We start from the raw sequence: 23,158 nt of genomic DNA, 5'->3' as shown, positions 1-23,158 counted from the left end.
ACAATCCCCTGGCGTTTCATTGCCTTATGCGAGTTCAAGGTGTGTCATTATTGTACAATACACCCCAAAAACGTTCACTTGCTGTTAATTACACTCTTGACTCTCAGTATTAAGATATCCTTAATCGGGCGGCTCGCTAAAGGTCAGAATTGACCTAGCAAAGAACAATTCAAGGAGAGAACCGATGGCTGTTCACGCAACCGACGATAGTGCAACATTCCTGGAAACTGACGCCATTTCAGGAAATCTGCTTTCCAACGACTCATCCGATAACGGACATCTGTTCCTGCGCGCCTTCGACGGTGCGAGCGTTGGCGCCAAGAGCGGCAACAGCCAGGTCACAGAGATCCAGGGCGACTACGGCACCTTCTTCGTCAAGCCTGACGGTAGTTACACTTATGTCCTGAGCGACGCTGCCAAGATCGGCTTCACCAATGGTGAATTGATCCAAGAGAAGGTCTCGTACAAGATCTCCGACGGCAGCGGTCATACCGATTTTGGCCTGTTCACTCTGAACATTCAAGGCGTAACCCAGGTCAAGCCGATTGCGGTCGACGATCACTACAGCTTCAACGAAGGCGACGTCATTGGCGGCAACGCCCTGGACAACGATATTGCCGGCGACAATGGCAAGCTCTTCCTCCGTCAGTTCGATGGCAAGGCTGTAAACGGCGATCCGAGCGCAACGACCGACGTCACCGGCGCCTACGGTACGTTCCATGTGAAGGCAGATGGCTCATTCACCTATGATCTGGCAGCGGATATCGCTCCGGGCGATCACGTCACGGAAACCGTCCAGTATTACAAGATCTCGGACGGCGAAGGCCACACGGATGCCGGCATTCTGACGCTCAATATCACGGGCACGGATTTTGTTTCCGGCGCCAGCGTCTGATCGTCAACACCCAGTCAATAAACGATGCCCGCCGCGCAGACGGCGGGCATCGTTTATGCAAGTTGAGCTCCTCAAGAGAATAGGTGCTCAGCTGTCTGCGACCAGATAAATCGCATCGAGGCTTTCAGCAAGGCGCGAAACGACCACACCCAGAAAAGCACGAATTATGTTCCATCCGGGAATCGGATTATAGCGCCGCGCTTTGTTCCGGCATCCTACGCAGCGCTCCTATTCGGCTTATGTAAAGCGGCGTCGCGTCTGTCGGAAATACCCGATAAAATCGAGGCGGGTGTAAACAGCGCTCTGGTCCCGATCGCCTATCGGGCCTCATACTGCCGTGTTGTCCAGCAACACCAGGGGGTACCCGGCCGATGTGAAATGTTGACGCCATATCGGTCGTGTTCGGGAGGCCATACTTTCTTGACAATGATAAGCTAGGCAGGTTTAAGAGTCTCTCATTAGCGCGGGGACTTTGATGATCTACTCGCTTCAGTACCTAAGGGCGCTGGCCGCCACTGCCGTGGTCATTTTCCACATTGGACTAATCTTTGGCTGGAACTGGCGACCAATGGCCGCCGGCGTCGATCTGTTCTTCCTGATCAGCGGCTTCATAATGTGGTCCGTAACGGCTAACAAACAAACGAGGCCGGGCGAGTTTCTGGCGCGTCGCTTGATAAAGATCGTTCCTCTCTATTGGCTCTTCACTGCCGTGTTCGTTGTCGGGGTGACATTATCACCTGGACCGTTTAACAACCATACGTCGCAGCCACTACAGGTTGTTATGTCATTGTTCTTCATCCCCTATTACGATCAAAGCGGAAAAATAGTACCTGCCTTGGATGTCGGCTGGACACTCAACTATGAGATGTTCTTTTATTTGATTTTTTCGCTTTCCTTGCTGCTTCGTGAGCGCTACCGCCTACCGTGCATCACCCTGACCTTAGTGTCCCTCGTCCTGGCTGGAGCGCTCCCCTTCAAAAATGCGCCATTCGAGGTAGCCACGTCCCCTATGCTTGTGGAGTTTGCTGCAGGAATTTTGATAGCAGCTTGGCACCAGTCTGGCCGCTCTCTCACCAGAGGCGCGGATCTGCTTTTCATCGTTGCCGGCCTAATCGGCATCGCACTTTCGTTCATTATGCAGCCACTGGAAGGCACTGCCGGGCGTGTTTTGATGTGGGGCCTTCCGGCGGCGTTGATACTCTTTGGGGCGTTGTCCTACGAAAAGAACCACAGAGTGTGGCGGATCGAATGGCTAAAGATGCTCGGGGACGCCTCCTATGCCACTTATCTATCGCACCCGATCACAATCGCCGTCTGCAAATACTTGCTTTCCAAGGCTGGCCTTGAACGGCGGGATATAGCGCTGAGCCAGCAGTTGCTTCTTTTCACGCTGACATTCTTGGCGCTGATGGTAGTTGGCGTCGCCTGCTACTATCTCTTTGACAAGCCATCTCACGATTTTCTGCGCCGACGGATAAACAAATTTGGGAAAAGGCCGGCCGTCAGATCAAGCCCTCTTCAATAACGAAGCGCTTACGAACTTAGTTAGCCAGTCCCGTACGGATCGCGAGCGACGCGACACTTTCGAGCGCAGTTTCTATGTTTCGACCTGCCATGACCGCCGAAACTTGCAAACCAATACTTCATAATTCCCGTAAGATCGCCAATTCAGGGCGTTGGGTATTCTTTGCATGCGGCTAAAAAAACCGCATTGCGATTACTTGCTGCAACGCTGTCGGAATCGCGCCGTCGCAGCCTCTCCAACTCTCGTCCAGGTTTGATCGAAGATTGGACGAAGCTGTGGGCTGATCTCTTTTATCGTGGCGTTGACCCTGCAACGATCGCCCAGTTTCAGCATCGTCGTGAGATCGCTATCGAGCGCACGCTTTGCCGCGGCAAGCGTTGCATCGGTAAAATCGTTCCAGAAATAAAACCGCGTCAGAATCATCACCTGGTCGTAGGGCGCGAGCACGACCGAACGCTTCATAATCTCTGCGATCGCGACCGGCTCTTCCGCAATTGTCGACTCCACGGCCGCAAGGCGAAGCCAAAAATTGCTGTTCGTCGGCATGCATGAAAGCGCATACCGCAGATACTGGCGGGCACTCGACGCCGCAACGGCCCAGTCATCGTAGTTGACATTAACATTCTGCCGATCGAGTTGCGCCAGAACGAGGGTTACGCCAGCAGCCACGATGTCTGATCGACAATAATGTCCGTCAACGACGTCGACACTACGCAACGCATATTTGGTCACGACATCATCCGCGACGGTCTCCCCACGCTCGATCCTTTCGGCGACGATCGAGATGCTGGCCGTTCTTATCGAAGCGGAGAGCTCTCGACCGGCCAGCACTGCAAAGACGACGGTGACGATAACGAAAGCGATCCTGGTAACCGAAACGACCTGACCGCGGAACATCAGCTTTCGGTGTAGTATCGCGAATACCGCTTATAATAATACTCGCTCGAACCGAATGTCCGGTAAAGCTTCATCTGCGACGGGTCGACCTTGGTCAATATAGTGCCGACGCACTTCGCATAGAGCTCCGGCTCGGACAGCAGCGTCGACTGCACGACCTTGCGCGATGTCTTTCCCCACTCGATAACGAAAACCACCGCATCCAGTTTCGAATTGATGGCGCGTGCGTCCACAACCGGCGCCAAGGGCGGCAGGTCGACGATAATATAATCGAAGCTTTGACGTGCCGTTTGAAGAAGCTGATCCATACCGCGTGACGCAAGCAGCTCCGACGAATGCGGAACACGATACCGTGCCACCGTCGGCAAAAATGCGAGCTTTGTTTTGGGATCGAGAAGGATAAGATCCTTGAGCGGGCGGCTGTCGACGATCGCCTCGAGCAAGCCGGCCTCGGCATGGCGGCCGATCGCCCGGGTAGCACCAGGATTGCGCATGTCGCCGTCAATAAGCAGGCAACGCGCACCCTGCATTGCCAGGAGCTTGGCAAAGTTGATGGATGTCGTCGACTTCCCCTCACCGGGCAAGCTCGACACGACACCGATGACCTTGCAGCGCTGGTCGGCAGCACTGAGGTCGATGGCAATCTTCGCGCTTCGAAGCGTCTCGGCAAATGCCGAGAGCGGATGCTCCTCGACATAGGTCGTGGTCTTCCCGCCCCTGGCGATGCTTCGCGGATTGCCGGGATCAACGAGCGTCGGATCGTCGACGCTATTTTCAATCAGTGGCATGACACCGAGAGACTCGACATCGAGCACGTCCCTGACATCATCGCCGGTGCGGAAAAACCGATCCCGGAATTCGCGGAAGGCGGCTATACCACTTCCAAATGCACATCCCACGAACATTGCGAAAGCCACGACGAGAGCTCTCTTCGGAGCGCTCGGCTTCGTCGGCGTCTCCGCTGTCGTGATGATGCGCGCAGCGGTAATCGGAAAGCTCTGCTGTTGAATTGCTTCCTGATAGCGCGTCAAGAAGCTCTGATAGAGATTCTTATAGGTATCGCGCGTGCGCTCCAGCTCGCGAAGCTGCACCTGCGTTTCGCCCGCCGTTGCGGCAACGCCCGTCGCCTGTGTCACACTGTCGCGCAGAGAAGTTTCCCGCGATTTCGCGACCTGCAGCTCGCTTTGGTAGCTTTCGGCGATGCGATTCAACTCATCGAACATGAGCCTCTTATATTCTTCCATTTCCGCACGAAGCCGAACCGCCTGGACGTGATCGGGCCCGAGCCGCGCCTCAATTTCGGTCTCGAGCTTGGAAGCTTCCAGATATTTCTTGCGCAGGTCGTTCGAAATGGAGCTGTCGAGCACGTCCGTGACGATCGCATCGGTCTGCTTGGCGTCGATGATCGACTTGACGCGGGCATATCGTGCCTCGGCCTTCGCTGTCTCGGCCTGCGCATTGATCAATTGGGTGTTGATCTCGGAAAGCTGCTGCTCGCTAATCAGCGTACCGGATCCGGCCTCGACAAGACCATGCTCGCCGCGGAATTTTTGAACCGCAAGGTCGGTGTCCAGCGCCTGCTGCCGGAGCTCTTCGATACGCTCCTGCAGCCATTGGCCGGCCCGGCGTGTCGCCTCGTATTTCGAATTGAGCTTGTCGACCAGATAGACGTCGGCGATCCCAGCCGCGATATCACGCGCTAGGCCGGGCGACTGCGCGGTATAACTGACGTCAAGGACGTAGGAGCGGCCGACGCGTTCGACATCGATATTGCCTGCGACAGTTTCCGCAGCGCCTCGCCGCCTCATTTCCGGATCGGGGGCGACGACTGCATCATCGGCAAACCACGACCGAAAATTCATGAAGGATTTCAACGTTGACACGGAAAAGAGCGAGGTTTTCGGTGCCATGAACTCCGGATTGTCGACGAGTTTCAGCTTGTCGACGACAGCATAGGCGATGGTGTCGGACTTCAACAGTTCGACCTGACTGAGGACAGTACCTTCGTCATCGTCCATCTGGCCGAAAGCCGCCAGCTGATTGATCACTTGACTATCGCTGCGGTCGATCAGCACACTTGTGTCGGCGGTGTAAACAGGCACCGACGTCAGGACATACACAATGCCGAGAATGGCGAAGGCGAAACCGCACGCCGCAACCATCCGCCACTGTCGGCGGGCGATTGCGATGAGCTTGTCGAAATCGATGAAGTCAGCTTCGTTTCCAGTATCGCGGGAGGGGTCGATACGCGGCGTAAGTTTATCTGGCGATAGCAATTTCGATCTCCAACAAAAGCGTCAAGCGCTAAGATCTACGGGCAATTCCAGCTATTGTATGACCGGGACACTCTGACTCGTCGACTGCGTCGGATCGGTGGACGACTGCCCAGCCGCTCCGATGCTGACGATCGTCGTCGTTGAAGTCGACGATGAATCATCTGCGCCGGCATTCGAAACCTTCAGCGTACCCGCAGTTGTGACCGCGCCGTCGAACGGCGTACCATCGTCCGCTCCAGGCCCGGTTTGTCCAACTTGCCCGTCATTGCCGATGCCGGATGCGGCAGCTGCAGCACTTCCACCCGGACCGAGCGCCGCGGTGCCGCCTTCAGCCAGAACCTTCGCAAAGGCGGCAAGGAGCGGCGCAAGATTCGGATCGGTGCTCGCCGCCTCGGCGACGGCCTTTTCGATGGCTAGCTTGAATAGTGGATCCGTTACCTGGCAGCTGTTTGCGGCCCGCCCAAGACCGGAACCGATAGCGGCCATCTGTGCGGCATCGGCTTTTTTGGCCTGCTCGATCACCAGCGACAGCGCGTCATTGCTGCTCCCAACCAGTGCGCGGACGCTCGATGACAAAACCAGCGGATCGGACATATCAAGCAGAGCGGTGGGGTTGGCCGTAAATCGATTGATATCGACGAAAGTCACGCTTGAAAGCTTGACGCAAGCTGCTGCAAAAGCGCTTGAATTCATGCTGGCAAATATTGCGACGACAATTCCGCTGTACGCAAGCTTACGATAAACACCTGAACTTGCCATAACCACAGTCCTTCATCAAATCCGCAATATAGGCCGCCGGCACTGATCATTCGCGATCGATGCCGGCGACCTATTTCAATCAATTTCCAAGATCCTGTACCGCGTTGCGGGTATCCCTCGTATCGTCGGCCACTCCGGAAACAGTGGATGATACCGAGTTCACGATGTCAAGGAACTTGACCAGTTCAACAGAGTCCGAATTGGAAATATAGATAATATCCTTGTCTTCCATCTTGAACTGCTGAACAGCAAACAAAGTTGCCGGGTCGCGCATATTCGCGCGGATGATCACCGGAACCATTTCACCCGTAAACCTCGTCGCGTCCACGTGCATCGCTGCAACCGTTTTCTTGGGGACAAGGCGGTAGAGCAGGACCTGAGCCGGATCGGCGCGGTCGTCGCGCAAGCCGCCCGCCTTGGCGATTGCCTCTCCAAGTGTCAGATCAGACTCTTCGAAATCGAAGCGGCCACTGACGCCCGCGGCGCCGAGCGCGAGATATGTGCGACGCTCATGATCGATCGAGATCGTGTCATCGGGCGCAACATAGATATTTTCGGCCGGGTTCTTCAACAGCGTCGTGTAGGCGACGGTTGCCGTCTTGCCACGACGCTGCAGCGTCACATTCGTTTCGATATTGTTGGTCGTCAAACCGCCCGCCGCGGAAATGACATCCAGAACGCGCTCGCCGGCCGGGCTGATCTCGACGCGCTGGGGATTGTTGACGTCACCGAGCACGGCAACCTGACTGGAGCGGCTTGTGGTTGTCGTAATAACCACCTGCGGCTCGATCGCGCGGCTTGCGAGGCGATCCTCGACGTCCTGCTCTACGGTCTCCTTCAGGCGACCGGCAGCCGGAACCCGACCCGCATAGGGAATTGTGATCGTCCCATTTCTATCGATGGTCTGCTCCGGCAGCGAGATGTAATTGCCGGGTCGGCTACCTGCGTCCGATGGGATGAAGAGACCGCCGGACTGAGCTTCGAAGATGGCGACCTGGACGACGTCGCCGTAACCGAGCGGAATTTCAGGCGCCCCGCCTCGACCACCACCAAACCCTTTGAACGAGGTCGGCTGGGGAGCGGTAAAATACGACAAGACGTTTTTGCTGAGATCAATCAGAGCGTAGTCGATACCGACGCGACGCTCCTTGGTTGTCACTTTCACGGCTGCATCGCGATCAACATCTTTGTGATCGGGACCGGATCTTGGCAACGATGTGCAGCTTGCCAATATAGTCGTTAGCGCTACAACAATGGCGACGCGTGTACTACCGATACGAGAACAACCCATAGAATACCCTGCGTTTACGCCCCTGAAGCTACTGCCCCGCAATCTGACAAAATACAAGACAATCCCCGATCAATAACACTGAAAGCCGATTAACATTCCCCTAACTGTGGCAGGCTGGCAACGCCGAGCCCCTTAGGAAGCGAAAAACGACTTCGGTCCGACTTTTTTTGCGTCGCAACAATCCGAAGGCTGTACCCGCTATAAAATTTCTAGGGTTTCAGAGTCAACCGTTCGCACCTGCACAATCGATCTTTTCCGAAAATCTTATTAAAATCCATCCGTTTAAACTTTACGTGGTTAACGGGTGCTCATATGCCATGTCCGCTTCTCCGTTGCTGCGTCCCAGACATATCGCGACAACTGCACTCAGGAAGGCGGAGTAAAACACCGCAAAACCCGGTATCTGCAGCGAAAAATCGACCGCCGCATGAAGGGCGACCAAAACGCTCGCCGCCAGGCCAAGAAGAACATAATGCCTGAGGCGCCGTCTTTGGGCGAACCCGCGCCGGAACACTCTGGCAAGCACCGAGAAGGCAAGGACTGCCGCAATGGGGAACAATATTCCGAGGCCCAGAAATCCTTCGAGATAGAAATTATGCGCGCGGTCGAAGACCCCGAAAATTCCGCAAGCCGGATCGCGGTAGGCGGAAAACACTGTCCGGAAGGTTCCGAGCCCCGTTCCCGTCAACCAATGATCCGAAATGGCACGCCATATGCCCGGCAGAATGCAAAACCGATCATCATCTTCGAGCCGCCGCTCCTGCGCGCGCAAAATCGCCTGGCCTGCAAACATCGTCAGTAACACCACGACGAAACCAATCGCTGAGAGGAGTATCAGCAACGAACGCCATCTTGGCGCCGGCCTCAAATGGCGCCTCGAGCCGTTCCAATTGAGGACAAGCCATGGAAAATAGACGAGAGCGGCAACAAAGGTCGCAAATATCCCGGCGCGCGAGCGGCTCAGCATCAACGCGGTGAAGCATGCGCACAAGAGCAGGATGTAGATCCACGATCTCAAAAGAAGCGCGTTTCGGCCCGGTTCGGCGGGCGGATAGTTTGAATAGGCACGCGCTATGTCCCTGACCAGGGTCAGCATCAGCAGCGTTCCAAGCCCGAGGAAGGTCGCGGCGGTATTGCGGTTGACGAAGACTGCAGTCAGGCTGTCGAGGTAGGCGCGTTTCTCCACGACGATCAGGACGTTGGGAAACAGCAAAAACTGCAGCAGGCCGAAAACAGCGATAATGCCTGCCGTAAGCCCAAGCCCCGTCAGCACTTTCCGCGCGCGCTGATCGGTATCGCACAAGAGCAGCCCGGTCAGAAATGTGACGAAAGGCAAGGCGATCCACAGGATCGACGCAAGCGTGTCGGCCGGTTCGACCGAGATCGCTGCGTACCGGACACTTGCCAGATCACGCGCAGCACTCCAGGCAGGATTGGCCAACCAATTGGAAGGCAGCTCGATGGTCTGGACGAACGTCCAGCCTGTCAGCACGACGAGCAGAAACAAAGCGATGCTGAAAACCGATCTGGTCTGCCTCGGCTCCCCGAACAACAGCGCGGAAATAATCGCCAGCACAAACATTCCGATAGCAGCGAAGGCGAAGGGAAAGGGCGTGACGCTTCCGAACGGAATAAGAGTCAATATCACCAGGCAAATGAAGACAACGAGGATCACCTCCCGCATGATCTGCCTGTTGATGAGGTTGGATAACATTTGAATCGCTCACCGGCAGCAGCGGGAATGAGGGGCCTACAGCCAATACGATCAATATTCCCGTACTAACATAAGTTGCATATCAAGCGCCTGCGTGTTAAAGTGCAACAGAATTCCACATCATTTAAAATTGTCGCGAAACGTTTAAATCAATCGAGACAACCTCTGGCTATGCTCCTTGAAGCAGCAGGAACGGGACAGACGTTCTGCGGCCTACTTGGCAGATCACTAAGTCGCCATGCCATTGACTGAGACCAAAGGCAAGCCTGATCTCAATCGGTTGCCCGTAACGGGGATTTAAGAGATGAAGAAAACAGTCGTTACACTTCTGGCGCTGGCCTTTACAGCAGGCAATGCATGCTCGGCATTTGCCGCCGGTCCCGCAGGTTTTGCCCGCGGTATGACCGGTAATTCGGCAGCCAGTTATATCTCTGAAAGAGGTAAGATCATTCCACCTTTCGCCCAGGTGCTGTTCTGCGCCCAGAACCCGACCGAATGCCGCGACAACAATGGTTTGGCGGTCGTTGCACTGTCGGACACGCAAATGCTGCAACTGAAGGACGTCAACTCTGCCGTCAATCGTACGATGATCGGCCGGAACGACCCCCGCAACGAATTGAATGGCGACGTCTGGAAGGTGAATGTGCGCAGCGGCGACTGCGAAGATTTCGCATTGACCAAGCGCAGCCGGCTGATAGCGATGGGCTGGTCGTCGCGCGCTTTGCGGATCGCGACGGCATATACGCCCTCCGGTGAAGGGCACGCGGTCCTCGTCGTCAGAACCGACAAGGGCGATCTCGTGCTCGACAACAGGAAGAGCAGCATCAAGAACTGGCGCGATACCGATCTGCGCTGGGACAAGATTCAATCGGGAACAGACCCCTATGTCTGGTACCAGCTATAACGGCCGAGGCAGCGACATAGATTGATTGATCCTGTTTCCGGATTGAAGTCGAGCCTGCTCTGACGAGCCGCTCGACTTGTCATATCGCTCACGTAAACCTATGTTTTGGCTGTCGACGGGCTAACCGGCAGCGAACTGTGGTGCCCGGAGTTCGATTTTCGATGTGGGTATCAAGCGATCTTCGATATTGTCTTTTCGCCCAGATTGAGTATGACGAACGTCATGCTGCGACGCAGCATGACGTTCTACTCTAATGATTTGAGGGAAATATGCGCATCACGATGATTGGATCAGGCTATGTCGGCCTCGTTTCAGGCGTTTGCTTTGCGGATTTCGGCCACGACGTCATCTGCGTCGACAAGGATCTGAGTAAGATCGAAGCCCTTCGCGAAGGCCGCATTCCGATCTACGAGCCGGGTCTGGAGCAACTGGTCGCCGAAAATACCAGCACCGGCCGGCTGTCCTTTTCGACCGATGTCGGCGAAAGTGTCCGCAGCGCCGACGTCGTGTTCATCGCTGTCGGCACGCCGTCCAGGCGCGGCGACGGCCACGCAGACCTTTCCTATGTCTACGCCGCTGCACGCGAGATTGCCACCTATGTGGAAGGCTTCACCGTTATCGTCACCAAGTCGACGGTGCCGGTCGGCACGGGTGACGAGGTCGAGCGGATCATGCGCGAAACCAATCCCGCGGCAGATGTCGCCGTCGTTTCCAATCCGGAATTCCTGCGCGAAGGTGCGGCGATCGAAGACTTCAAGCGTCCCGACCGTATCGTCGTCGGCCTGAACGACGACCGGGCGCGCGAAACCATGACCGAGGTCTACCGCCCGCTCTATCTCAACCAGGCCCCCCTGGTCTTCACCACCCGCCGCACCTCCGAACTGATCAAATATGCGGCCAATGCATTTCTCGCGATGAAGATTACCTTCATCAACGAGATCGCCGATCTCTGCGAGCGGGTCGACGCAAACGTCCAGGACGTTTCGCGTGGAATCGGTCTCGACGGCCGTATCGGCTCCAAGTTCCTGCATGCCGGCCCGGGTTACGGCGGCTCGTGCTTCCCCAAGGATACGCTTGCTCTTGCCAAGACGGCGCAGGATTACGACGCGCCGATGCGTCTCATCGAGACGACGATCTCGATCAACGACAACCGCAAGCGGGCGATGGGACGCAAAGTCATTTCGGCCGTCGGCGGAGACATTCGCGGCAAGAAGATCGCGATCCTTGGCCTGACCTTCAAGCCGAATACCGACGACATGCGCGACAGCCCGGCGATCGCGGTCATCCAGACCCTGCAGGACAACGGCGCGCAAGTGGTCGGCTACGATCCCGAGGGTATGGAAAACGCCCGCAAGGTGATCGAGAACATCGAATATGCGAGCGGACCCTATGAAGCGGCCGCTGGTGCGGATGCGATTGTCATCGTCACCGAATGGAACCAGTTCCGCGCGCTCGATTTCAATCGCCTGAAGCAGTCGATGCGCGCTCCGATCCTGGTTGATCTGCGCAATATCTACCGCAGCGACGAGGTCCGTAAACACGGCTTTACCTATACCGGTATCGGCACCAACCTTTATCAGGAAGCGACCGGCGCCTGAGATAGCTCCGTGAACTTTTATTGTCCTGACGCCGCGGAGCATAATCCGCGGCGTTTGGTTTTGAGCATGACGCCGAAAAGTGTAGGCGTTTTCGGACGACCTCATGTTCGCCGATTTAAAGGATGCCGACTCGCGTCCCCTTTATCGTCAGCACCGTCAGCCGGCCCGTCGCCGAAACCGCAGTGTCGATACCAATGCGTTGCGGCCCGAATGTCGGGATTCGTGCCGGCGTATGCCCGTGGATCACGAGGACAGGAAGCTGCGGCCCTTCATCCAGGAAGGGCTGACGGATCCACATGAGGTCGCTGTCTTTCTGCTTTTTGAGGTCGATGCCCGGTTTGATGCCCGCATGAACAAAGACGACCCTTCCTATCCGCAGCATGATCGGCAGCGATTCCAGGAATTTGATATGCCGCTCGGGTATCATGGTGCGGATGACGCGGGCAATTGTTTCGCTTCCGGCCGCCGACTCCAGCAGATGCTCGATGTCGATACCGTATGAGTGCAGCGTCTCCGTTCCGGCAAAGCCGAGCCATTCGAGAATGCGTGCCGGCTTGCGGTAGAGTTTGACCAGTTCCGCGTCGTGATTGCCGCACAGGACGAAGCGCTGAAATCCCGGCGGCGGGGTCTTGCTCAGGAACTCCAGCACCGCACTCGAATCAGGTCCGCGATCGACATAGTCGCCGAGCATGACGATGAGTTTCGGTCCCGGGATGCGCGCGGCATCCTCGACGATGCGGCGATGCACCTCGACGAGTTCGTTATAACATCCGTGAACATCGCTCATCGCGTAGACCGCAGCGAATTCGCCTTCGGCAAACGTCAGCCGAGCGCGTCTTTTACGGTTGCCGGCCAGTATCGGTATGTGTTGTCGCCACGGCGCTAGATAGTTAAACATGGAACCCATTTATGAGACCCGACCGAATGGCGGGTTGCGGAAATAATCCATCTCTTATCCATCGCTGAAACGGCATGAGGCTCACTGTTCATAAGAATTTGGCCTGATCGCGGCCCCACCGAAGTTGTAACCCGAACCAATTGCCACATTCAGAGTGACATAGTTCTTCGCCGTTTGCTGCACCGCCTGCGCCAGGTTGGCCTGACTGGTCGCGGCTGAACGCTGCGCATCCAGCACATCAAGCAAGGATGATTGTCCATCCTTGTAGCTCCCGATTGAAAGCGCAAGAGTCTCCTGCGTGGTCTTCACCTGCGCCCGCAGCGCCTGAATGGTTTGCGCGTCGCGGTGAACGGACGATAGAGCGCGCTCAACCTCTTCGAGGGCGGCCAGAACAATCTGCTTCCACGCAAGAGACTGCACCTTCGCATTGGATCTCGTCATCTCCACATTCGGGCGCAGCCGATCACCACCGAAAATTGGCGGGTTGAGAGCCGGCCTGAACAACCAGGTGGTCAGGCCACCGGGAGCGCTACCCGCTTGTTTTATGGATGACGGCGAGATCGAACCATTGAGAGTGATGCTCGGATAAAGCTGCGACTCGGCAGCGCCGATATTGACCGTTGCAGCGGCGAGGTCACGCTCCGCCTTGCGGATGTAGTCATTCATGCTTGGGAGGGTGCTGCGGTTAATAATACGCTATAGTTTGCTATATGATAATTAATCCGGCGTTAAGCCGGCGATTATTGCGTTTCTCGCGACATTATCGGCTAATATTCCTCAAATGGAGGAGCCACAGGCATCGGATTTCCACAGGGGTGACCTTCGAGAAGCTGCAAAAATCAACTATAACGAGAGGCCGCGGGAAAAAATGAACGTTAAAGCAGATCGCGCTTGACGCCCTTGCGGCGCAGCATAATGATGGCGCGTTGCGAGCGTGAATGACATTCTTGGTCAGGAATCTCAGATCCAAAACTGCGGGGTGCAAAGTGGAAACTGCGGTTGATTCGAAGCTTATCGAGGCGATCACCTACGACGAAGACAGCCGGCATCTAAGGGTCTATCTGACCAACGGTCAGAGGCGAGAATATGAAGGCGTTCCCAAGGGCGTCGTCGTCGGTTTGACGATGGCGGCATCGCCAGGAAATTTTTATATGAAGGCAATCCGGGGCAAATATCCTCCCCGTCCCTAATGCCTTGTCGAGAACGGATGATAGTATTATCGTTCCAGCAAAGATGCGGGACCGGCATTCGCCGGTCCCGCAAATCAGTTTCCCGCCAGCACTTGCATAATTCCTTAAATCGGGATCGATTGAGGGACAAATTATGCCGCACTTCAAGATGCTACGGCGTCGTTTGCGTGTCTAAAAAGACGCGGCGCGCGGTCAATAATTGCCGAGGAAATCGCGAACCGCATTGATCTCGAGCGGCGCAATTTCGTGACCGCCGGGGTGCCAGACCACCCTGACCTCCGCCTCTCGGTCTTTCAGATGCTCGGACAGCGCCTCGGTCATGGAGACGGGAGCGATCGGATCCCGTCGTCCCGCCGTCACCAGCACCTTTCTTCCCACAAGCGTTACTTGGGCTTCGGGTTGAAACGGAATGAGCGGGTGCATCAGAACCGCGGCATCGAAGATACCCTTCTCGATCAGCACGTTGGCAAGAATATTTGCGCCGTTCGAGAATCCCAGGCCGAGAATCTCGGAAGCCCGGTACTCGTCAGCGAATGCCTTGACGTAGGCAGCCATCTTCTCGGTCGCGCGCGAAAGGTCGGGCATGTCGTAGACCCCTTCCCCGGTGCGGCGAAAGAACCGCGCCGCGCCGTGTTCGGAAACATCGCCGCGCGGGGAGAGAATCGTCGCGTCCGGCAGCAGGCGCCGACCAAAGTCGAAAAACTGGTTTTCGTCGCCACCGGTGCCGTGCAGCACCAGCAGGATAGGTTTATCAGGTGCGCCGGCATGCAGCCGGTGCACATATCCAGTTTCGGTCATATCGCCTCTCCTTACGCTTCGAGCGGCTGCAGGTGCTGCTCGAGCAGCGCGCGAAGATGGGCGTGCTGCTGCGGCAGTTTCAAGGCTTCGCCGAGATGGGCCGTGTCCTCGTCGTGGTCGAAACCTGGCTCATTGGTCGCGACCTCGAACAGCACGCCGCCCGGCGTGCGAAAATAGATCGCCCAGAAGTAGTCGCGGTCGATCACCGGCGTGACCTGATAACCCGTGTCCATCAGCGACTTGCGCACTTCGAGCTGCTTCTCGCGGTTTTCGACGGCGAAGGCGACGTGATGAACCGAGCCGGCGCCGGGAAGCGCGCGGGCGATGTTCGGCATGGTCTCGAGATCGATGAGATGCGCGCCATTGCCGGAGGGCTTGATCAGCCGCTTGACGCCGTCCCTTTCTTCAGCGACCTGGTAGCCCATGAACTTCAGGAGCTCGGCCGTGGCGCCCTCGTCCCGCAGCCGCATGGCAACGGAATGGAAGCCGCGAATAGCGTGATCCTCACTGATGCCGCTATGCGTCCAGGGCTGGCGGTTATCGTCCTCGACTTCAACAAGTGCGAAACCGTCACCGTCGGGACCGGAAAAATTCAGGCGTTTCTCGCCGAAACTTTCCTCAGCCTTCAGGCCGCCGACACCAAGCGCGGCAAAGTGATCGCTCCAGAAGCCGATCGAGCCTTGCGGAACGGAAAACACCGTCGTGCCGACCTCGCCTGTGCCGGGACGGCCCTGCGCCATCTTCGGGAACGGGAAATAGGTCATTACGCTGCCGGGTGTGCCGGTCTCGTCACCGTAATAGAGGTGATAAACGTCAGGCGCGTCGAAATTGACAGTCTTCTTGACGCGACGCAGACCGAGCGCATTGGTGAAAAACTGGTTGTTGGTGCGGGCGTCCTGCGCCATCGACGTGACGTGGTGCAGACCCTTGATCTGATCGAGCATTTGTGACCCCTTTCATGCCCGCCGTTGCGGGCTTTCGATGAGGCTAAGATGCGCGCTGAAACTCTCACGGAACAGACCCGCAGACCAAAACGCATTGTCTTCTTTTAGTGAACGAACATCAGATTGCGTTCACACCTATGCCCCATGGGGATCGGCCGGCAATTGCCAGTCGATCGGCGCGCGCCCGCGCGACTGCAGGAAGGCATTTGCCTTTGAAAAATGCCCGCAGCCGAAAAAACCGTTATGGGCCGAAAGCGGCGAGGGATGCGGCGCCCTGAGCACGAGATGCCGCGTCGTATCGACGAAAGCGGCCTTGCGCTGTGCATAGGAACCCCAGAGCATGAAGACGACGGATTCACATTCATCGTTGACCTTGCGGATAACGGCGTCGGTGAAGCGCTCCCACCCCTTGCCCTGATGGGCCGCTGCCTGCCCCTCCTCGACGGTCAACACGCTGTTCAGCAGGAGCACACCCTGTCTTGCCCAATGTTCGAGAAAACCGTGCCGTGCCGGCGCTATGCCGAGATCCGTCTCCATCTCCTTATAGATGTTGACGAGCGAGGGTGGTATGCGCACGCCCGGCCGGACACTGAAGCACAGCCCATGGGCTTGCCCAAGTCCATGATAGGGATCCTGGCCGAGGATGACGGCCTTGACGTTGGAGATCGGCGTCAGATCAAGGGCGCGGAAATATTCGCTGCCCTTGGGGAATATCCGCTTGCCGACCTGCTTCTGCGCGACGAGGAAAGACTTGAGCTGCTGCATGTACGGGCTTGAAAACTCCCCCGCCAGCGCGGCCTTCCAGCTCTCTTCGAGGCTGACAGATGGATCGCTCATCCCGGAAACCCTTCGCATATGACGAAACAACGGTCACACGGTTCTAGCAAAATCGATCTACGCTGCAATGCCTGTCGGCTCGGCAATGGGTCTACACCTTCGGAATTCGGAGAGAGAGGATTTGCGAGAGGCTGGCCGGGGCACCGTCGTCCGTGTTTAACTATATGATAGCTTCGGTATTTACGCCGGCAGGCGGCCTGAGTAGAACCTTGATTGTGAAATCGGAGCCATGTCTTCCTATGAAATTCGGCACGAGCGGCCTTCGCGGACTTTCAGTCGACCTCAAGGGACGCGCCTCTGCCCTCTACGCCACCGCGTTCGGCAAATATCTGCTGCAGACCGGTAAGGCGCGGACCGGCGACGTCATTCTGATCGGCCGCGATTTTCGCGATTCAAGCCCTGAAATCTCGGGAAATTGTGCCGGTGCGCTTGCCGCGCTCGGCTTTCGGATATTCGACTGCGGCAATGTCCCCACACCCGCCCTTGCCCTTTATGGTCTCGAAAGCAACGCCGCATGTCTGATGGTGACGGGCTCGCATATTCCGGCCGACCGCAATGGAATCAAATTCTATCGCCCGGATGGCGAGATCGACAAGGCGGACGAGGCAGCGATCACCAGTTTGGCAGCCGAGATCGAACGAACCGGCGAAACGGTGGTGCAAGCACGGGCCGAGACGGAAGACCACGAAGCCGCTTGCCTGCAACTCTTTTTCGAACGCAATGCGGCTCTGCTGCCGCAAGGCGCGCTTGCCGGCCTGAAGATCGGCGTCTACCAGCACAGCACCGTCGCCCGCGACCTGCTGGTGGACGTTCTCGCCCATTACGGCGCCGAGATCACCGCTCTCGGACGTTCGGAGAGTTTCATTCCCGTCGACACCGAAGCCGTTTCCGACGAGACGATCGCGTTGATGAGGCGTTGGGTGTCCGAGCACAAGTTCGATGCGATCGTCTCGACCGATGGCGACGGCGATCGTCCGCTGGTCGCAGACGAAACAGGCACGCCGCTGCGCGGTGACCTTCTCGGCCTTGTGGCAGCCAATTTCCTCGGCGCTGGCACGGTGGTGACACCGGTTACCTCCAATTCGGGCATCGAGGCCGCGGGCTCTTTCGCCGTCCGACGCACCCGCGTCGGCTCACCCTTCGTCATATCAGGCATGGAAGAGGCCGTGACGGCCGGCAAGGATCATGTCATGGGCTTTGAAGCCAATGGCGGACTTCTGACCGCAACCGCCTTTGATATCAACGGCAGGAACGTGCGTGCCTTGCCGACACGCGATTGTTTTATCCCGATGCTCGCGATCCTGTCGCTCGCCGCCATTCGCAGGCAGCCGCTTTCGGCCGTTGCCGCCTCTTATCATCTGCCATTTGCAGCCGCCGACCGCCTGGAGAGTTTTCCGGTCGAGACGAGCGCAGCGCTGATGCAGTATCTGCGTGCCTCTGATGAAAATCTTTCGGCCTTCCTGCAGCCGATCGGCGAGGTGGCTGCGAAGTCCGACATCGATGGACTTCGCCTGACGCTGAGGGACGGCAGGATTATCCATTTCCGCCCGTCCGGCAATGCGCCGGAAATGCGCTGTTACGTGGAAGCCGAGAGCGAAACCGCAGCCCTGGATCTTCTGACCGCCGGGCTGACCCGTATACGAGACTGGGCGGAGATACCCGCTAAACATGCGACGAACACGTTTTTTTCAAGGAACCCGCCTATGACGCAGAAAATTGTTCCCGTGATCATGGCCGGCGGCAAAGGCACCCGGCTCTGGCCGCTTTCCCGTGCCACCGCACCGAAACAGTTCATCCAGTTCGTCGGTGACAAGACGCTGTTTCAGGAGACCCTCGACCGGGTTTCCAATCCGGATCTCTATGAAGCCGCGATCGTCGTCACCAATGAGGAATTCCGCTTCCTGGTTGCCGAGCAGGCCCGCGAACTCGCCATCCCGCTCGCCGCCGTCCTGCTGGAACCGGTTGCCCGCAACACCGCGGCAGCGGTGGCCGCCGCCGCTAACCTTGCCGGCGAGCTCTTCGGCAAGAACACGATCATCCAGATGCTCGCCTCGGATCACGAGATCCTGGCCGATGAGACCTATTTCGATTGCATCCGCATCGCCCGCGATGCCGCAGGCGACGGCAAGCTCGTGACTTTCGGCATCAGTCCGACGGAGCCGGCGACGGGTTACGGTTATATCGAGATCGGCGATGCGCTCAAAAACGGTGCGCATAAGGTCAAGCGCTTCGTCGAAAAGCCGGCACTTGAGAAGGCCGAGCAGATGCTCGCCGCAGGCGGCTTCTACTGGAACTCCGGCATCTTCATGTTCCCGGTTGCGGAACTTATCGCCGAACTGCAGGAATATGCGCCTGACGTGCTGAAGGCTGCAAGCAAGGCCGTTTCGAAAGCAAGCCGCGACCTCGATTTCACTCGCCTCGACCCCGACCATTTCGCCAAGAGCCCCGACATCTCCATCGACTACGCGATCATGGAAAGGACCTCCAAGGCCGCCGTTGTCCCCTCGCCCTTCAAATGGTCTGATATGGGAAGCTGGGATGCCGTCTGGAAATCAGGCGCACGCGACGGTAACGGCAATGTCGCCGCCGCAAACACCACCGTGGTCAATACCCGCAACTCGCTCGTCATGACGCATGGCGTGCATCTTGCCGTTCAGGGCATGGATGATGTCGCCGTCATCGCCAGCGAAGACGCCGTCTATGTCGGGCCGCTCAGAGACAGCCAGAACGTCGGGCAATTGGTCAAGATGCTGGCGTCCACGTCCGCCACCGCGAAATTCACCGAAACCCATCCGACATCCTATCGCCCCTGGGGCGGCTATACCTCGATCTTCAACGGTGATCGCTTCCAGGTGAAGCGCATCTTCGTTACACCGGGCAAGAAGCTTTCGCTGCAAAAACACCACCACCGCTCCGAACACTGGATCGTCGTCAAGGGAACGGCCGAGGTGACGGTCGGTGAGACCGTGCGGATGCTGCGTGAGAACGAGAGCGTCTATATTCCGCTCGGCGAAGTCCACCGCCTCGCCAACCCTGGAAAGATCCTTCTCGAGCTCATCGAGGTGCAGACGGGTTCCTATCTCGGCGAGGACGACATCATCCGTATCGTCGATGAGTTCGGCAGAACGTAAAATCGCAACCGGAGCGATGGTCGGGTGTTTTCCGGCGCGACCATCCTCGCTGTTGAATTTCCTCTTGGGGTTCTCGTAGAATGGATGTACCGACAGACATGACCGGAGATATCCCCCTGATGCGTACGTTGCCCGTCCTCGCCGGATTTCTTGCAATCATGATGCCGGGAATGGCGTTTGCCGAAACGGCAAGCATGCGAACCGCAAGCGAGTCCGAAATTCGCCAGCACCTGCCCGGTACGTCCGAACTGAAAGAAGGCAAGAATGGCTACGAATATCGCGACGGCAATAAGAATGGCTACAAGATAAACAATGGCCAGGTGTGCGTCCTGTTCCCCAGCAAGAAGACCGATTGCGTCAACGTGAAGACCGACGGCAAGACCTTTCAGATGATCGACAAAAAAGGCGGCCGAACCAGATTCTGATTTGTGGCCCGGCAATTTCCTTGCCCGGGCTTGTCTTGCCCCAGGCAAAATCATTTTGCGGGTGAAGTTTCACTGTCCTTGTCGAGAACGAAGTCGGCGACCAGGCCCGAATGGTTCGAGCCGAGACTATCATCGAGACGTTTCAGCGATGTCAGATGAAGCGGCGCGCGCGCAAATATGTGATCGATGGCGATCCCGAGCCGGCCGGCGCCGACCGGCCATGTTGCCGGTTCTGGCGTGATCGTCTTCAGCTTCTGTTCGCGCAGGAAAGCTTGGATGCTCGGAGCGATCACCGAGGAGTTGAAATCGCCTGACACCACCAGAGGGCCGTCGATTGAGTCGAGCGCTTTGGCGAGATCTTCCAATTCAGCCATCTGAAAATCGTCGAAGTATGGTTTAGTCAGGTGCGCTGAAACCAGATTGATGGTCTCGCCGCCGAAATCGACGCTTGCTATCACCAGCCTATTTTTTCGCAAACTGCCCATGCTTGCGACCTGCCGGCTGACGAACGGGCGTTTGGAGAGCACAAGCGTATCGCATGTATCCTTCCCGGTATCGCAGCCGATATGGTAGGGATAGGCCTTGAACAATTGCTGCAGGTGAAACGTCAACGGCTTTGCTTCGAGCAGATTGACGACGTCGGCATTCGACGCGATCACCATGTTGGTGATCTCAGTCGAGTTTTTCCAGTTGTCGATCGCGATGTTGAACGACATCAGACGGAAAAGCGGCGGGGTGTCGGTGCTTCTGTCGCCCTCCGCGAATTCGCGCAGCATGATGATGCCGTGAGCGATGAGAAGAAGCGAGGCAAGCAGAAGGATAAAGCCGTAGATCTGTCTCTTGATGGCCAGAATGATGATGCTGGCGGCGACGAACACGACGCCGAGGTGAAGCTGAAAGCTGTAGACGAAGGACAGAAGCCAGAAGTTCGTGACATAGCGTAACGATACGATCGCGATGGCAACGGTCAGAAACGCGCAGAGAATCCAATAAATTATATCTCTCATCGATCCTGACCTGCTTGCAGACGGCCGTCCGGCCATAACATGCGATCAGTTATGGTGCAATGCAGCATAACAGCCGGGAGCCGGCGTCCGGCAAAACAGCGGCGGATAGACCGACGGCAGCGGGGACGGTGCTGTGGCCTTCTCTTTCAAAGACCTATCGACTCGGCCTCTTCTTATCTTGTAAGTGGGGTCACTTGATACGGAATCGGCTCTTTGCCGTCGGCAGGGAGCCGAGAAAAGGTGGGAATGCGCTACTTCATTACAGGGACTGCCGGCTTTATCGGTTTTCATCTGGCCAGGCGCCTGCTGCAGGAAGGGCACGACGTCACAGGCTTCGACGGCCTGACTCCGTATTATAACGTCAAGCTCAAGGAGATGCGCCATGCGGCACTCTCCCAGTTTCCGGCTTTCAAACCTGTCATCGCTATGCTTGAGGACCGCCCAGCGCTGGAAGCCGCCGTTCTGGAGGCCAAGCCCGACATTTTGATCCACCTCGCCGCACAGGCTGGCGTCCGCTACAGCCTGGAAAATCCCGAGGCCTATCTTCGTTCGAACGTCGAAGGCTCGTGGAACATCATGGAAATCGCGCGGCGCGTCGAAATCCGTCACCTGATGCTGGCCTCGACATCCTCGATCTATGGCGCCAATCCGACCGTCCCCTTTCACGAGACCGATCGCGCCGACGAGCCGCTGACCATTTATGCCGCGACGAAGAAATCAATGGAACTGATGGCGCATAGTTATGCCCATCTTCACAAGATTCCGACCACGGCTTTTCGCTTCTTTACGGTTTATGGCCCATGGGGCCGCCCGGACATGGCGCTGTTCAAATTCACCAAGAACATGCTCGAAGGCCAGCCGATCGAGATTTACGGCGAAGGCAATATGAGCCGTGACTTCACCTATATCGACGATCTCATTGAAGCGATCGTCAGGCTGTCGGCAATCGCTCCGAGCGAGGAAAATCGTCTTGACAACGTAGCTGTCGAAACGCTTTCGCGCCAGGCGCCCTTCCGCGTCGTCAATATCGGCGGGGGCAAGCCGGTCAGCCTGATGGATTTCGTCGAAACGGTGGAGAAAGCGCTCGGCCGTCCTGCCATCCGCAAGATGCTGGCGATGCAGAAGGGTGACGTGCCGCGCACCTTCGCAGCCCCCGATCTGCTCGTCGCGCTGACGGGATACAGGCCGGATACGACATTGGATATCGGCGTCAAGGCCTTCGTCGACTGGTATCTCGACGTGCGCGGCGAACTCGACGCTTAGAACAGGGTGTCGTCCGAAAACCCCTCACACTTTTCGGTATCATGCGCTAGGTGTCGCAGAGGATGCGACAGGCCGAAGCCGGCCCAATGTTTCAGCGGAGAAACGTGACGGCGTCGACGGCAGCGACCGCCGTCGCGAACACGTAACCGACGACAACGGTCAGGCTCTGCGAATAGGTCTTGAGCCGGTAGCCCTCGCCCTCGACCGTAGCAGGGCCGCGCAGGACGAAAGGAACGCCTGGGCGCATGAAACCGGCGCGTGTCGTCAACGGAACCTCGGGCGAATGGCCGATGGCTGAGGTGTACATCAGGTCGCGGGCAAGGCTGGCTGGGCCGATGGCGAAGGCCGGCTCGGCGGCGGCGGTGATCGTCAGGGTCAAGGCGATGGTGGCAAGAGTTCTGTGCATGTCGAAGTCCCCGTTTGCGGATCGGCGGGCTTCATTTTGCCCGGCTCCAAACGATCGACGCGTCTGTCCACGCTTCGGTCGCTTTCATGAGACCACTCTACACATCAGTATTTTCAGGGTTTTTAAGCAGATCGGTCAAATTTTAAGAAATTTGATTTTCCGGTCGCACCGGTTCGGAATCCACGGAAAAAACGCGGAAATGCCGATGGCCTCGACGCTGCATCGCAGTCTACAGGACACGATCCAGCTTCTTGTTGATGTGCAGGTTCGGCATCAATCCCGCACTTTGCGCAGCATGATAGGATTCTCGCGCCGCATCGAACGAGATCGACCACATGATGGCGCTGAGCAGCAGAGCGATAATATAGATCTGAATACGCATCGAACTGCCGATACGGAA

The 23,158-nt window shown here is 57.2% G+C and carries 20 protein-coding genes and 2 pseudogenes; 9 read left to right on the top strand and 13 right to left on the bottom strand.

The features are described 5' to 3' along the window. Window positions 1-184: 184 nt before the first annotated feature. Together ACIPSK_RS23570 and ACIPSK_RS23565 are read left to right on the top strand one after the other, a co-directional pair. Window positions 185-895, top strand: a complete 711-nt coding sequence (locus tag ACIPSK_RS23570; RefSeq protein WP_017965748.1) for an Ig-like domain-containing protein — start codon at window positions 185-187, stop codon at window positions 893-895. Between the two features lie 475 nt (window positions 896-1,370). Further along, window positions 1,371-2,420 carry an acyltransferase family protein gene (locus ACIPSK_RS23565; protein WP_162118009.1) on the top strand — a complete coding sequence of 350 codons (1,050 nt, stop codon included), beginning with the start codon at window positions 1,371-1,373 and terminating at the stop codon, window positions 2,418-2,420. Between the two features lie 192 nt (window positions 2,421-2,612). Here ACIPSK_RS23565 and ACIPSK_RS23560 read toward each other — a convergent pair whose 3' ends face one another. The 5 genes from ACIPSK_RS23560 to ACIPSK_RS23540 form a co-directional block, all read right to left on the bottom strand. Further along, the gene (locus tag ACIPSK_RS23560) at window positions 2,613-3,317 is read right to left on the bottom strand and encodes a hypothetical protein (protein WP_162118008.1); all 705 of its coding nucleotides are present in this window, start codon (window positions 3,315-3,317) and stop codon (window positions 2,613-2,615) included. Further along, on the bottom strand, window positions 3,317-5,593 hold the full coding sequence (locus ACIPSK_RS23555; protein ID WP_162118007.1) for a polysaccharide biosynthesis tyrosine autokinase: 2,277 nt from the start codon (window positions 5,591-5,593) through the stop codon (window positions 3,317-3,319). The genes ACIPSK_RS23560 and ACIPSK_RS23555 overlap by 1 nt, the downstream gene beginning before the upstream one ends. 51 nt (window positions 5,594-5,644) lie before the next feature. Beyond that, on the bottom strand, window positions 5,645-6,352 hold the full coding sequence (locus tag ACIPSK_RS23550; protein ID WP_017965752.1) for a hypothetical protein: 708 nt from the start codon (window positions 6,350-6,352) through the stop codon (window positions 5,645-5,647). A 79-nt stretch (window positions 6,353-6,431) separates the two neighbouring features. Further along, window positions 6,432-7,643, bottom strand: a complete 1,212-nt coding sequence (locus ACIPSK_RS23545) for a polysaccharide biosynthesis/export family protein (RefSeq protein ID WP_162118006.1) — start codon at window positions 7,641-7,643, stop codon at window positions 6,432-6,434. A 289-nt stretch (window positions 7,644-7,932) separates the two neighbouring features. Further along, window positions 7,933-9,357 (bottom strand): O-antigen ligase family protein, encoded by a 1,425-nt coding sequence (locus tag ACIPSK_RS23540; RefSeq protein ID WP_446532972.1) that lies wholly within the window; start codon window positions 9,355-9,357, stop codon window positions 7,933-7,935. A gap of 304 nt (window positions 9,358-9,661) precedes the next feature. On the opposite strand from ACIPSK_RS23540, the gene ACIPSK_RS23535 reads away from it, so the two are divergent. Next, window positions 9,662-10,261, top strand: coding sequence for a transglutaminase-like cysteine peptidase (locus tag ACIPSK_RS23535; protein ID WP_026154310.1), 600 nt, complete (start codon window positions 9,662-9,664; stop codon window positions 10,259-10,261). 269 nt (window positions 10,262-10,530) lie between these two features. Then, window positions 10,531-11,859 (top strand): UDP-glucose dehydrogenase family protein, encoded by a 1,329-nt coding sequence (locus ACIPSK_RS23530; protein ID WP_017965755.1) that lies wholly within the window; start codon window positions 10,531-10,533, stop codon window positions 11,857-11,859. Window positions 11,860-11,974: 115 nt separating this feature from the next. Here ACIPSK_RS23530 and ACIPSK_RS23525 read toward each other — a convergent pair whose 3' ends face one another. Both ACIPSK_RS23525 and ACIPSK_RS23520 read right to left on the bottom strand, forming a co-directional pair. Beyond that, window positions 11,975-12,766, bottom strand: coding sequence for a metallophosphoesterase family protein (locus ACIPSK_RS23525; protein ID WP_162118004.1), 792 nt, complete (start codon window positions 12,764-12,766; stop codon window positions 11,975-11,977). Window positions 12,767-12,838: 72 nt separating this feature from the next. Then, window positions 12,839-13,411, bottom strand: a pseudogene (locus ACIPSK_RS23520) (TolC family protein); the annotation flags it as partial. A 284-nt stretch (window positions 13,412-13,695) separates the two neighbouring features. Between ACIPSK_RS23520 and ACIPSK_RS23515 the strand changes: the two are divergent. Further along, the gene (locus ACIPSK_RS23515) at window positions 13,696-13,947 is read left to right on the top strand and encodes a KTSC domain-containing protein (RefSeq protein WP_162118002.1); all 252 of its coding nucleotides are present in this window, start codon (window positions 13,696-13,698) and stop codon (window positions 13,945-13,947) included. 192 nt (window positions 13,948-14,139) lie between these two features. Here ACIPSK_RS23515 and ACIPSK_RS23510 read toward each other — a convergent pair whose 3' ends face one another. The 3 genes from ACIPSK_RS23510 to ung all read right to left on the bottom strand — a co-directional run bounded on the left by ACIPSK_RS23510 (window position 14,140) and on the right by ung (window position 16,526). After that, complete coding sequence (locus tag ACIPSK_RS23510; RefSeq protein WP_162118001.1) at window positions 14,140-14,745, bottom strand: alpha/beta hydrolase; 606 nt, start codon at window positions 14,743-14,745, stop codon at window positions 14,140-14,142. Window positions 14,746-14,756: 11 nt separating this feature from the next. After that, a complete protein-coding gene (locus tag ACIPSK_RS23505) occupies window positions 14,757-15,689 on the bottom strand; it encodes a VOC family protein (RefSeq protein ID WP_162118000.1) in 933 nt (310 codons plus the stop codon). Window positions 15,690-15,824: 135 nt separating this feature from the next. Next, window positions 15,825-16,526, bottom strand: coding sequence for a uracil-DNA glycosylase (gene ung / locus ACIPSK_RS23500; RefSeq protein ID WP_162117999.1), 702 nt, complete (start codon window positions 16,524-16,526; stop codon window positions 15,825-15,827). A gap of 239 nt (window positions 16,527-16,765) precedes the next feature. Between ung and ACIPSK_RS23495 the strand changes: the two are divergent. From ACIPSK_RS23495 to ACIPSK_RS23485, 3 genes and pseudogenes are all read left to right on the top strand, one after another. Beyond that, a pseudogene (locus ACIPSK_RS23495) lies at window positions 16,766-18,178 on the top strand (phosphomannomutase); the annotation flags it as partial. Between the two features lie 51 nt (window positions 18,179-18,229). After that, window positions 18,230-19,657 (top strand): mannose-1-phosphate guanylyltransferase/mannose-6-phosphate isomerase, encoded by a 1,428-nt coding sequence (locus ACIPSK_RS23490; protein ID WP_210254204.1) that lies wholly within the window; start codon window positions 18,230-18,232, stop codon window positions 19,655-19,657. A 119-nt stretch (window positions 19,658-19,776) separates the two neighbouring features. Beyond that, window positions 19,777-20,082, top strand: coding sequence for a hypothetical protein (locus ACIPSK_RS23485; RefSeq protein WP_162118044.1), 306 nt, complete (start codon window positions 19,777-19,779; stop codon window positions 20,080-20,082). 50 nt (window positions 20,083-20,132) lie between these two features. Here the strand turns inward: ACIPSK_RS23485 and ACIPSK_RS23480 are convergent, their stop codons facing one another. Then, a complete protein-coding gene (locus ACIPSK_RS23480; RefSeq protein WP_162117997.1) occupies window positions 20,133-21,089 on the bottom strand; it encodes an endonuclease/exonuclease/phosphatase family protein in 957 nt (318 codons plus the stop codon). A 246-nt stretch (window positions 21,090-21,335) separates the two neighbouring features. Here ACIPSK_RS23480 and ACIPSK_RS23475 point away from each other — a divergent pair, with 246 nt between their 5' ends. After that, window positions 21,336-22,352, top strand: a complete 1,017-nt coding sequence (locus ACIPSK_RS23475; protein ID WP_162117996.1) for an NAD-dependent epimerase/dehydratase family protein — start codon at window positions 21,336-21,338, stop codon at window positions 22,350-22,352. Window positions 22,353-22,443: 91 nt separating this feature from the next. Here the strand turns inward: ACIPSK_RS23475 and ACIPSK_RS23470 are convergent, their stop codons facing one another. Both ACIPSK_RS23470 and ACIPSK_RS23465 read right to left on the bottom strand, forming a co-directional pair. Then, entirely contained in the window at window positions 22,444-22,758 is a 315-nt protein-coding gene (locus tag ACIPSK_RS23470; RefSeq protein WP_162117995.1) for a hypothetical protein, read from the bottom strand. Window positions 22,759-22,987: 229 nt separating this feature from the next. Continuing rightward, the gene (locus ACIPSK_RS23465; protein ID WP_003581757.1) at window positions 22,988-23,140 is read right to left on the bottom strand and encodes a hypothetical protein; all 153 of its coding nucleotides are present in this window, start codon (window positions 23,138-23,140) and stop codon (window positions 22,988-22,990) included. Between the last annotated feature and the right edge of the window lie 18 nt (window positions 23,141-23,158).

The organism is Rhizobium sp. LARHSG275, from assembly GCF_052871115.1.
Note: the sequence above shows the minus strand (reverse complement) of the source record. Positions and strands in the feature narration are given on the sequence as shown.